General features: G+C 63.7%; 12 protein-coding genes. 6 read left to right on the forward strand and 6 right to left on the reverse strand.

Annotation, left to right across the window (positions count from 1 at the left end; all coding sequences use genetic code 11):
* Positions 1 to 28: 28 nt before the first annotated feature.
* From CLU92_RS16320 to CLU92_RS16340, 5 genes are read left to right on the forward strand one after another with little or no spacing between them, the layout of a single operon-like run.
* Positions 29 to 583 (forward strand): carboxymuconolactone decarboxylase family protein, encoded by a 555-nt coding sequence (locus tag CLU92_RS16320; protein ID WP_101482747.1) that lies wholly within the window; start codon positions 29 to 31, stop codon positions 581 to 583.
* Position 584: 1 nt separating this feature from the next.
* Positions 585 to 1,670, forward strand: coding sequence for an acyl-CoA dehydrogenase family protein (locus CLU92_RS16325; protein WP_101482748.1), 1,086 nt, complete (start codon positions 585 to 587; stop codon positions 1,668 to 1,670).
* Positions 1,667 to 2,476, forward strand: coding sequence for an ABC transporter ATP-binding protein (locus CLU92_RS16330; RefSeq protein WP_101482749.1), 810 nt, complete (start codon positions 1,667 to 1,669; stop codon positions 2,474 to 2,476). The genes CLU92_RS16325 and CLU92_RS16330 overlap by 4 nt, the downstream gene beginning before the upstream one ends.
* Positions 2,477 to 2,489: 13 nt before the next feature.
* Positions 2,490 to 3,734, forward strand: coding sequence for an ABC transporter substrate-binding protein (locus tag CLU92_RS16335; RefSeq protein WP_101482750.1), 1,245 nt, complete (start codon positions 2,490 to 2,492; stop codon positions 3,732 to 3,734).
* A 2-nt stretch (positions 3,735 to 3,736) separates the two neighbouring features.
* A complete protein-coding gene (locus CLU92_RS16340) occupies positions 3,737 to 4,501 on the forward strand; it encodes an ABC transporter permease (RefSeq protein WP_101482751.1) in 765 nt (254 codons plus the stop codon).
* Here the strand turns inward: CLU92_RS16340 and CLU92_RS16345 are convergent.
* The 6 genes from CLU92_RS16345 to CLU92_RS16370 form a co-directional block, all read right to left on the reverse strand.
* Positions 4,498 to 5,244: a 1-acyl-sn-glycerol-3-phosphate acyltransferase gene (locus CLU92_RS16345; RefSeq protein WP_101482752.1), complete on the reverse strand. Its 747-nt coding sequence runs from the start codon at positions 5,242 to 5,244 to the stop codon at positions 4,498 to 4,500. The two genes, CLU92_RS16340 and CLU92_RS16345, sit on opposite strands and share 4 nt — an antisense overlap.
* A 147-nt stretch (positions 5,245 to 5,391) precedes the next feature.
* Positions 5,392 to 6,693 carry a dihydroorotase gene (locus CLU92_RS16350; protein ID WP_101482753.1) on the reverse strand — a complete coding sequence of 434 codons (1,302 nt, stop codon included), beginning with the start codon at positions 6,691 to 6,693 and terminating at the stop codon, positions 5,392 to 5,394.
* Between the two features lie 24 nt (positions 6,694 to 6,717).
* Positions 6,718 to 7,683: an aspartate carbamoyltransferase catalytic subunit gene (locus CLU92_RS16355; RefSeq protein ID WP_034746695.1), complete on the reverse strand. Its 966-nt coding sequence runs from the start codon at positions 7,681 to 7,683 to the stop codon at positions 6,718 to 6,720.
* Positions 7,676 to 8,200, reverse strand: coding sequence for a bifunctional pyr operon transcriptional regulator/uracil phosphoribosyltransferase PyrR (gene pyrR, locus CLU92_RS16360; RefSeq protein WP_101482754.1), 525 nt, complete (start codon positions 8,198 to 8,200; stop codon positions 7,676 to 7,678). The genes CLU92_RS16355 and pyrR overlap by 8 nt, the downstream gene beginning before the upstream one ends.
* Positions 8,201 to 8,239: 39 nt before the next feature.
* Positions 8,240 to 8,623, reverse strand: coding sequence for a Holliday junction resolvase RuvX (gene ruvX / locus CLU92_RS16365; RefSeq protein WP_070256114.1), 384 nt, complete (start codon positions 8,621 to 8,623; stop codon positions 8,240 to 8,242).
* Between the two features lie 165 nt (positions 8,624 to 8,788).
* The gene (locus tag CLU92_RS16370) at positions 8,789 to 9,391 is read right to left on the reverse strand and encodes a YqgE/AlgH family protein (protein ID WP_101484723.1); all 603 of its coding nucleotides are present in this window, start codon (positions 9,389 to 9,391) and stop codon (positions 8,789 to 8,791) included.
* A gap of 448 nt (positions 9,392 to 9,839) precedes the next feature.
* Between CLU92_RS16370 and CLU92_RS16375 the strand changes: the two genes are divergently transcribed.
* Positions 9,840 to 11,303: a deoxyribodipyrimidine photo-lyase gene (locus tag CLU92_RS16375; RefSeq protein WP_101482755.1), complete on the forward strand. Its 1,464-nt coding sequence runs from the start codon at positions 9,840 to 9,842 to the stop codon at positions 11,301 to 11,303.
* Positions 11,304 to 11,369: the final 66 nt, after the last annotated feature.

An 11,369-nucleotide genomic window follows, 5' to 3' on the forward strand; every position in this document is an offset into this window, starting at 1 on the left:
GTGACTTACTAACTTAGCAAGGTACCCCATGTCCCGTCTGACGCTGCACACTCTCGATACCGCCCCGCCCGATAGCCGCCCCTTCGTGGAAAAGGCCATCGCCAACAATGGCTACCTGCCCAACCTGATCGGCGTGCTGGCCAATGCCCCATTGGCGCTGGAAACCTATCTGACCGTATCGGGCATCAATGCGCGCGCCAGCCTGAGTTTGATGGAACGCGAAGTGGTGCAAATCACCGCCGCGCGCATCCACGGCTGCGATTTCTGCATCGCCGGCCATAGCGCCATCTCGCTGAAAAAAGCGGCACAGACGCCTGATACGGTGCGCGCCCTGCAGCATGGCCAGCCGACCGGCGACGCCAAGCTGGACGCCGTCGCCGCCTTCGCCACGGCCGTCATCGCCACGCGCGGCGCCGTCGCCGACGTAGCCTATCAAGCCTTCCTGGCAGCAGGCTACAACGAACAGCAGGCGCTGGAAGTCGTGCTGGGCATCAGCCTGGCCACCCTGTGCAATTTCTCCAACAGCCTGGCCGGCACGCCCGTCAATCCGCAATTGACGCCCTACCTGCCTGGCGCCGTCTGAGATGGCGAACCTCAATCATTGGCTGCACATGCATGCCGACCAGCTCGACCAGTCATCGGCACTGGCTGACACCGTCTTGCCGGCATTGGCCGGCGACCAACTGCTGGCCATCGGCGTGCCACAAGAGCACGGCGGCGCGGGCGGCGACGTACGTGACGCCATCGACGCCATCGCCAACGTGGCCGAGCAATCGGTAACGGCGGCCTTTGTCTTCTGGGGCCAGCGCTGCTTCATCGAGTTCCTGCTGCAAAGCGAGAACCGCGCGCTGGCAGAACGCCGCTTGCCAGGCCTGCTGGCGGGCACGCAGGCGGGCGCCAGCGGTTTGTCGAACGCCATGAAATTCTTGTCCGGCATAGAGCAGCTGCAAATCACGGGCGCACGCCAGGATGACGGCTTGCTGGTCGATGGCGGCCTGGCGTGGGTGACAAATTTACGCAAAGCGGGCTTTGTCGCGGCGGCCGCCGTGGCGCCCAACGATGGCGCGCCCCCCGTCATCGTCGCCTTTGACAGCAGCACGGCAGGCGTCAAGCGCAGCGACGATCTGGACCTGATCGCCCTGCGCGGCAGCAATACCGCCTCCGTCAAGCTGACGCAGGTGCATATTCCCGCAGCGGACATCATCAGCGAGAATGCGCCAACCTGGCTGCCGCAAGTGCGCCCATCGTTCCTCGGCATGCAGTGCGGCCTGTCCATCGGCCTGGCGCGCGCCAGCCTGGCGCAGGCGGCGCAGATCTCGGCCGGCTCGCGCAACCAGCTCACGCCGCGCATCGAAGCGCTGCAAGCGACCCTGGAGGCGGCTGTTGCCACCCTGCTGGCCGGCGTGCACGATGGCCGCTTCAAGACGCAGGCGCCGGCCATGTTCCGCCTGCGCATACAGCTGGCTGAATTGCTGCAGCAAGCCCTGATGCTGGAACTGCAGGCCATGGGCGGACGCGCCTACCTGAACGCGGAGCAGCAGGGCTTTGCGCGCCGCTGGCGCGAGTCGTCATTCATCCCCATCGTCACCCCCAGCCTGACGCAATTGCAGGCAGCCTTGCAGCTGTTCGACAGCCAGCAGGCGGCAACAGCGGCGGGAGCGCCCGCATGACGGCAGCAGTGGAAGCACAAGACTGGGCGCTGCAGGCGCAGGACCTCAGCTACGCCTACCCGGGTACGGCGCCCGTTTTCCAGCAGGTCTCGCTGGGCGTGCGCAAGCGCGAAATTGTCTGCCTGCTGGGCGGCAGCGGCTGCGGCAAATCAAGCCTGCTGCGCGTGCTGGCCGGCTTGCAGCCACCATCGACGGGCGCGATCCAGTTTCTCGACGCACCGATGCGCGAACCGGACCCGCGCAGCGCCCTGGTGTTCCAGCAGGCGAGCCTCTTGCCCTGGCTGAACGTCACGGGTAATGCCGGCTTTGGCCTGGACTTCAAGCACCAGCCGCAGCTGACGCGCGAAGCGCACCAGGCGCGCGTGGCGCAAGCCATCGAAGCTGTGGGCCTGAAGGGCCGCGAAAAGCTGTATCCGTCCGCCCTGTCGGGCGGCATGGCGCAGCGCGTGGCCTTGGCCCGCGCACTGGCGCGCGAACCGGAACTGCTGTTCGCCGACGAGCCGTTTTCCGCGCTCGACGCGATCACCCGCGCCGAGATGCAGTCGCTACTGGTCGACGTGGTGCACCGCTGGCACACGGCCGTTCTGCTGGTCACGCATGATATCGACGAAGCCATCCTGGTGGCCGACCGTATTTTGCTCATGGGTGGCAAACCGGGCAACATCGTGCGCGAATGGCCCGTTGCCATCGCCCAGCCCCGCATCGGCCACAGCGCCGACGTCATCGCCCTCAAGATGGACATCCTCGACGCCCTGCAAGCGCTGCAAAAGCAGGACCAGCAGCCCGCCGTCGCCCCCTTTAATTGACCGGAGCACTTCCATGTCCTTCCAAGAAAATAACAAACCCCTGCACATCTGCGCCTCCTCCGATTGCGACTGCGGCCTGACGCGGCGCGACTTCCTGCGCATGTCGGCCCTGGCCACGGCCAGCGTCGCTTCGCCCCTGCTGTTCGCCGGCGACGCCATGGCCCAGCAAGGCCCGAAAGGCGACGACCAGCCCGTGAAAATCGGCTACCTGCCGATCACCGACGCCACCCCGCTGCTCGTCGCCCACGCCCGCAAGCTGTTCGAGGCGGAAGGCTTGCAGGCGGAAACGCCGCGCCTGTTCCGCAGCTGGGCGCAGATCATCGAAGCTTTCGTGGCTGGCCAGGTCAACGTCATCCATTTACTGTCGCCCGCCACCCTGTGGGTGCGCTACGGCGCCAAGTTCCCGGCGAAAGTCGTCGCGTGGAACCACGTCAACGGCTCCGCGCTGACGGTGGCCAACGAGATCAACAAGGTCTCCGACCTGGGCGGACGCACGGTCGCCATCCCGTTCTGGTACTCGATCCACAACATCCTGCTGCAGCAAATCCTGTCCTCGAATGGTTTGACGCCGGTCACCCGCGCGCGCAACGCAGCCATCAAATCGAATGAAGTCAACCTGATCGTGCTGGCACCGGCCGAAATGGTCTCCGCCCTGGCCAGCAAATCCATCGCCGGCTACATCGTGGCCGAACCGTTCAATGCGGCGGCGGAAAACGCCGGCATCGGCAAGATACTGCGCTTCTCGGGCGACGTGTGGAAAAACCATGCATGCTGCGTCACTTTCCTGTCCGAGCGCGACATCAACACGCGTCCGGAATGGGCGCAAAAAGTCACTAACGCCATCGTCAAGGCGCAGCTGTGGACGCGCTCGAACCAGGTCGACACGGCCAAGCTGCTGTCGAACGTGGGCGAACACCGCTACACGCCGCATCCGCTGCAGGTGCTGACCAAGGTGTTGGCCACGACCGATTACGCCGGCTATGAGAAGCAGGGCCTGATCGTGCACAAGAACTGGCAGCAGCGCCGCATCGACTTCCAGCCGTATCCGTTTGCCTCGTACACGGAAGAACTGGTGCGCGCCATCGGCCGCACCAAGGTCGAAGGCGATACGCGCTTCCTGGCCAACCTCGATCCGAAGTTCGCCGCGCGCGACCTGGTCGATGACCGCTTCGTGCGCAAGGCCATCACGGCAGTCGGCGGCCCGGCCGCCTTCGGCTTGCCGGCCAACCTGCTGCGCAGCGAAACCGTGGCGGTCTGACGATGGCAAGCAAGTTGTTCACGAAGTTTGGCCTGCCCCTGGTGGGGCTGGCCTGTGCCTTGCTGCTGTGGTCAATGGGCGTGACTGCACTGGAGAAATCCACGCCCATCGCGACCGCCTTTGCGCCACTGCCCACGGCGCTGGCGTTCAAGGAAATGCTGGGCGGTTCGGATATCTGGCTGCACGTGGTACTGAGCCTGCAAAGGGTGGCCGTGGGCCTGGGGCTGGCCATCGTCATCGGTGTGCCGCTGGGCGTGCTGGTGGCCATGTCGAAAAGCTTTTCCGGCGCGGCCATGCCGCTGTTCCAGCTGCTGCGCATGATTTCGCCGCTGTCGTGGATGCCGATTGCCGTGATGGTGCTGGGCGTCGGTGACGCTCCCGTGTATTTCCTGCTGGCGTTTGCGGCCGTCTGGCCGATTCTGCTCAATACGGCGGCCGGCGTGGCGCGCCTCGATCCGAACTGGCTGCTGCTGGCGCGCAGCCTGTCTGCCACGCGCAGCGAAATCGTCTTCAAGGTGATTTTGCCGGGCATCACGGCCGATATTCTGACGGGCGTGCGCCTGGCCATCGGCATCATCTGGATCGTGCTGGTGCCAGCGGAAATGCTGGGCGTGTCGGCCGGCCTCGGCTACTTCATCCTCGACACGCGCGACCGCCTGGCGTATTCGGAGCTGATGGCTGCCATCGTGCTGATCGGGATTCTGGGTTTTATCCTCGACTATCTGGCCCGCGCCGCGCACGCGCGCTGGCTGCATGTGAAGAACTAAGCGGCCTTTTCCAGCGGCAGCGCGGCGGCAACCGCCGCCTGCGTTGCCGCAGCCAGCTCACGCCGGTGTGCACCGGCCGTGAATTCCGGCGCCAGGCAGGTCAGGCGCGCCGTGATCGGCGGGCCGCTCAAAATCGCCACCATGCTTTGCGCAAAGCTCATCTCGCCAATGAAGTCGACGGCGTGATGCAAAGCCCCCTTGTCATCCACATACACGAGCGCGAACGGCTGCACCGGCACTTGCGCATCGATGGCCGCCTCGAACAAGTTAGCGTGAAACGGCAAAATCTGCCCTTGCGCGGCGGTCGTGCCTTCGGGGAAGAACGCAATGCGCTCGCCCGCCGTCAATTTATCGACCAGGCCCTGAAAGATCAGACGCAGGTCCCGCTTGCTGCCGCGTGAAATGAAGATGGTGCCGGCGCGCCCCGCCAGCCAGCCAAGAATCGGCCAGGCGCGGATTTCCGCCTTGGCGACGAAACGGCAGGGATGGACGGCATTGATGACGAAGATGTCGAGCCACGAAACGTGGTTCGCCACCACCATCGCATGGTCGAGTGCCGGCACGCTGTCGGCCGGAAGCACCACATGCACGCCGCAGATATCGAGCAACTGCGTCGACCAGCGGCGGATGCGCCGGTTGCGCCCTTCCAGGTCCAGCCAGGGAAACAGCACGGCGCTCTTGGCCATGCCGCAGCTCAGGTGAATGGCGATGCGCGCGAGGCGGTAGGTAAGCAGAAGTTTCAAATGACACCAAGGTTGGAAGCAAATCCATACAGCCGCGTAGGTCGGCTTAGCTGCGCCGGTGAGGCGCTGCGTAAGCCGACAGAAGCCGCCATGGACTGGTCGGATTACGCGTACCGCTCATCCGACCTACGGCTCCGATACAAATAATTAACGCTGAAACGCCACCTGTCCAGCCACGATGGTCGCCTTCACGATACCACTCAGCTCATAGCCGAGGAAAGGCGTGTGCTTGCCCTGACTGGCCAGCGACGCCGACGACACCGTCCAGCGCGCGTGCGGATCGAAGACGCAGATGTCGGCCGCTTCGCCCACGGCCAGGCTGCCGGCCGGAATGCCGGCGACACGTGCCGCGTCGGACGTGACCTTGGCCACGGCGCGCGCCAGTGGACGCGCACCGGCCTGCGGCTGCGCCAGCGCATAGTCGTCAGCCCATTTCAGGGCCAGCGACAACAGCAGTTCCAGGCCCGTGGCGCCCGGCGAGGCTTCGCCGAAGGGCAGCAGTTTTTCATCGTCATCGACTGGCGTGTGGTCCGAGCACATGGCGTCCACCGTGCCATCGAGCAAGCCGGCACGGATCGCATCGCGGTCGCGCTGGCTGCGGAACGGCGGCGTGACGCGCGCGTTCGGATCGAAAAAGCCGATGTCGGCGTCCGTCAGATGCACATGGTGCACGCCCACGTCGCAGGTGACTGGCAATCCTTCGGCCTTGGCGGCGCGGATCAGCTCCAGCCCCGCCGCCGACGAGATGCGGCACAGGTGCACGCGCGCGCGGCTGGCGCGCATCAATTCAAAGATCGTATGCAGGGCGATGGTTTCGGACATCACGGGCACGCCCGACAAACCCAGGCGCGACGCCAGCGGACCGCTGTGGGCGATGCCGCCACGACCGATGTGCGGATCCTGCGGGCGTAGCCAGACCGTGTAGCCGAATGTGTTCGCGTACTGCATCGCGCGCAGCAGCACGGTGGTGTCTTCGATTGGCTCTTCCGCCTGCGCGAAGCCGATGCAGCCCGCTTCCGTCAGCTCCGCCATTTCCGTCAGCGACTTGCCTTTCAAGCCCATGGTCAGCGCGCCCAGCGGGTGCACGTGGGCCTTGTTCTGCGTCTTGGCGCGGTATTTCAGCATCTCCACCAGGCCAGGCTCGTCGAGCACGGGATCGGTGTCAGGCGGGCAGACCAGGCTCGTGACGCCGCCCTGCAGGGCCGCCTGCAGTTCCGATTCCAGCGTCGCCTTGTATTCGTAGCCCGGCTCGCGCAGGCGCGCGGACAGGTCGACCAGGCCGGGGGAAACCACCAGGCCGGCCGCATCAAAGGTGGTATCAGCCTTGAAACCGGCCGGAGCGCTGCCCACGGCAAGCACTTTGCCATCGGCGATAAACAGGTCTTGCAAGCCATCGATGCCGTTGGCAGGGTCGATCAGGTGGCCGTTCTTGATATGTAGTGTCGTCATGCTCGCTTACTCGTCCTTGGGCTATCAGCCCTGATTACCAGCCAAAATACTCATCACCGCCATGCGCACGGCGATACCGAACGTCACCTGCGGCAGGATCACCGCCTGCGGGCCATCGGCCACGGCCGAATCGATTTCAACGCCGCGGTTCATCGGGCCCGGATGCATGACGATGGCGTCCGGTTTCGCCAGCGCCAGGCGCTCGGGCGTCAGGCCGTAGCTCTTGAAATATTCCTGCGCCGATGGCAGCAGCGCGCCGCTCATGCGTTCATTCTGCAGGCGCAGCATGATGATCACGTCCACGCCTTTCAGGCCTTCATCCATGTTGGTGAAAGTGCGCACGCCCATTTGTTCCAGGCCGCCCGGCAGCAGGGTATGCGGGCCGATGGCGCGCACTTCCGGCACGCCCAGTGTGGTCAGCGCATGGATGTCGGAACGGGCCACGCGGCTATGCAGGATGTCGCCCACGATGGCCACCGTCAGATTGGTGAAATCCTTCTTGTAGTGGCGGATCGTGTACATGTCGAGCAAGCCCTGGGTCGGGTGCGCGTGACGTCCGTCGCCCGCGTTGACGACGTGGACGTGCGGCTGCTTGGTGTCGATCAGGTGCTTGGCGATCAGGTAGGGCGCGCCCGACTGCGCGTGGCGCACGACGAACATGTCGGCATGCATGGCCGACAGGTTGTCGATGGTGTCGAGCAGAGACTCGCCCTTGCTGGCCGACGAAGCCTGGATGTTCAGGTTGATGACATCGGCCGACAGGCGCTTCGAGGCGATCTCGAAGGTGGTGCGGGTGCGCGTGGAGTTTTCAAAGAACAGATTGAAAACGCTCTTGCCGCGCATCAGCGGCACCTTTTTCACATCGCGGTCGGAAATGCCGACGAACGAAGATGCGGTGTCGAGGATGTGGTTGACGATAGACTTCGGCAAGCCTTCAATCGTCAGCAGATGTTGCAGTTCGCCGTGTTTATTCAGTTGCGGATTAAGCATGGTGGGTATCTAGGGTGAGCGTGAATTTTCCATCGTCGGCTTGCTTCAGGACCAGGGCCTGGCCCGCCGGCACGGCAGTGAAGGCGGCCACGAAATCTGCGGCCACCGGCAGTTGGCGCTCGCCGCGATCGACCAGGGCGGCCAGCATGATCTTGGCCGGACGGCCATAGTCGAACAATTCATTGATGGCCGCGCGCGTGGTGCGGCCCGTGTACAGCACGTCGTCGACCAGCAGGATGGTGGCGCCGGCGACGTCAAAGCTGATTTTCGTCGGCTTGACGTCGGCATGCAGGCCTTTCTGGGCAAAGTCGTCGCGGTAGAACGAGACGTCGAGCACGCCCAGGCGATCCACCAGGTTCAGGTCGCGCGCCAGGCGTTCGGCCAGCCAAGCGCCACCCGAATGGATGCCGACGATGGCCACGTTGGGGATGCCCGCCAGGCCGCTCTGCACCTGCTGCAGCAAGACCGCGTACAGGGCCTCGGCGTCGAGTTGGGAAGGATTCGTAGGATGCGGCATAGAGTTCTTAATCATTCAGGATGGGAGGCTAAGGTCAGATTAATAATTCGCGTCGAAATACTGTTGCAGGATAATGGCGGCGGCGCGGTCGTCGATGACTTCACCGCGCTTGGCGGCGATAACGGCCGAGGAATAACGCTCATCGACCAGTTCCACCGGCAGGTTGAAGCGGCCATGCACCTGGTTGGCGAAACGGCGGCAACGCGCGCTCATCTCGTGCTCGGTGCCATCCGGATGACTGGGCAGGCCTACCACGATGCGGCTCGCGCCCCACTCCCTGATCAGGCTATCGATGGCGGCAAACTTCGGCTCATTCGCCGTGGCCGTGATCACGCTGAGCGGCTTGGCCTGGCAAATCATGGTATTGCCGATGGCCACGCCGATGCGTTTCAAGCCGAAATCGAAGGCGAGGATGGTGTCGATGGCGTCACTCGTCACAGCATTTTTCCATAATAAAGATCAACATAGGTGGTGCCATAAACCGTGGCGAGCAAGCTCAAAGTCGGATTGAGTAGCGGAGCTGCTCGAAGGTACAGCGAGCAACGGATGCCCGAAAGTGGGCTGCGCAATAGGTTTATAGCATCCACCTCATGCGTGTCCGGCCTCGCTCGCCAACATGAGGGGATCGATGCCCAGCAATTTGATGGCCGCGACGTAACGCTGCTCGATGGGGAAGTCGAACAGGATGTCGGCCGAGGCGCCCACCGTCAGCCAGCCATTGCGGCCGATCTCGTCTTCCAGCTGGCCCGGGCTCCAGCCTGAATAGCCGATCGAAACGAGCATGCGCTCGGGACCATCGCCCTTGGCGACGGCTTCGAGCACGTCGATCGAGGTGGTAAACGCGATTTCATCGGTCACCGTCAGCGACGAGGAATAGTGCGCACCCGGCGTATGCAGCACAAAGCCGCGGTCGTCCTGCACGGGGCCGCCGAACATGATAGGTTCATTGATGATGGGCGTGTCGCTGCCGGCCGCCAGTTTCAGATCGATGCGGTCAAACAGCACTTCCATGGTCATGTCGGTGGGTTTGTTGATGACAACACCCAGCACGCCGTTTTCATTGTGCTCGCAGACGTACACGACCGTGCCGCCGAAGATCGGATCTTGCATGGCCGGCATCGCGATCAGGAAATGGTTGGCCAGATTCAAGGTGGAGGAACCGGTCGCCGCCGGCTCTCCCACACCCTGCATCAAACGATGCCCTGGTAGAGTCTGGTCAATTTTATTTTTCATACGCGATGCTCTCTCTGTGGGCTTGCTGGCAAGTCTCGCTTACCCCGCTATCGTACGCCTGGCGCAAGCTGCCGCGAATGCTGGGCGGCGCGCACCGTGATGCCAGGCGCTATTCTTGTTATGTTGTAAATTATTATAAATTAGCCATCAATTCGCTTGGCCTTGCGGCTACGCCACGCACGCTTTGCGATTTGCGCAAAATTAAACATCACCCTGCTTGCGGGCGCATGGCCATGCCAATTGTAAAATTGATTGCACAATCGCTGTCGCACATAAACCACCACGAACATACCCACTAGTTTACACTGAATTGCCGCTGCAGCGACGCCAAAGGCACGACGCGAGCGGCCATAAAGCCCTGTTGGCGGCAAAAAATGAGCTATCTTTGACCCTGAACACGCAAATAATGACTATCAAGACTTCCCTGGTGTGGTTCCGGCGCGATCTGCGCGCGTTTGACCATGCTGCACTGCATCACGCCCTGCGCCAGAGCCAGGCCGTGCATTGCGTCTTCGTGTACGACACCGCCATCCTGGCAGCGCTGCCGCGCCGCGACCGGCGGGTCGATTTCATCCATGCCAGCGTGGCCGAGCTGGCCGGCGAGTTGCGCCAGCTGGGCGGCGACCTGATCGTGCTGCACGCGGACGCCGCCGAGGCCATCCCGCGCCTGGCCGCCGAATTGAAGGCCGACGCCGTGTTTGCCAACCACGACTACGAACCGCAAGCCATCGCGCGCGACGCCACCGTGGCCGCCGCGCTCACGCAAGAGGCGCGCCTGTGGTTCAGCTTCAAGGACCAGGTCATCTTTGAAAAGGACGAGGTGCTGACGCTCTCGGCCAAGCCGTACACCGTCTACACGCCGTACAAGAATGCCTGGTTGAAGAAAATGCGCGCCGAACCCGGCTGCCTGGCGCCGTTCGCTGTCGAACCGCACGCCGCCAGCCTGGCGCCGCCGCGCACCGGCACGCCTGCGCCCCTGCCCACCTTGGGCGAGCTGGGTTTCGAAGCCAGCAACCTTGCCGAACTGGCGATTCCCACTGGCATGTCGGGCGCCAGCACACTGTTCGAGGATTTCCTGCCGCGCGTGGCCCGCTATGACGTGGCGCGCGATTTTCCCGCCTTGAAGGGACCGTCCTACCTGTCCATGCATCTGCGCTTCGGCACCGTGTCGCTGCGCTATCTGGTGCGCACCATTGTCGACCTGATGGACCGGGGCTGCGGCGGCGATGGCGCGCCCGTGTGGCTGGCCGAACTGATTTGGCGCGATTTCTACGCCATGATCCTGTACCAGAACCCGCATGTGGAAGGCGGCGCCTTCAAACCGGCCTACGACGCCATCGCCTGGGAAACGGGGCCCGAAGCCGATGCCGCGTTTGCCGCCTGGTGCGAGGGGCGCACCGGCTACCCGCTGGTGGACGCGGCCATGGCGCAGCTGAATCAGACTGGCTATATGCACAACCGCCTGCGCATGGTCACGGCCTGCTTCCTGATCAAGGATCTGGGCATCGACTGGCGCCGCGGCGAAGCGTATTTCGCGCTGCACCTGAATGACTTCGACCTGGCTTCGAACAACGGCGGCTGGCAATGGGCCTCCTCGTCCGGCTGCGACGCGCAGCCCTATTTCCGCATCTTCAATCCCATCACGCAGTCGGAAAAATTCGATGCGAGCGGGCGCTTCATCCGCCGCTACCTGCCACAGCTGAAGGCGCTGGGCGACAAGGAAATCCATGCGCCCTGGCTGGTGCCGCGCATGCTGCTCGAACAAAAAAACATCGTACTGGGACGCGACTATCCGGAACCGCTGGTGCAGCACGATGAGGCGCGCAAGGAAACGTTGGCGCGCTATGCGGTGGTGAAGGTGGTCGCGTAGGTCGGATTAGCGGGGCAAGGCCCCGCTAATCCGACGATATTGTTGCCTAGGCCGGTGGTGGTGTCG

It is taken from the genome of Janthinobacterium sp. 61 (assembly GCF_002846335.1).
Lineage (GTDB): Bacteria > Pseudomonadota > Gammaproteobacteria > Burkholderiales > Burkholderiaceae_D > Janthinobacterium.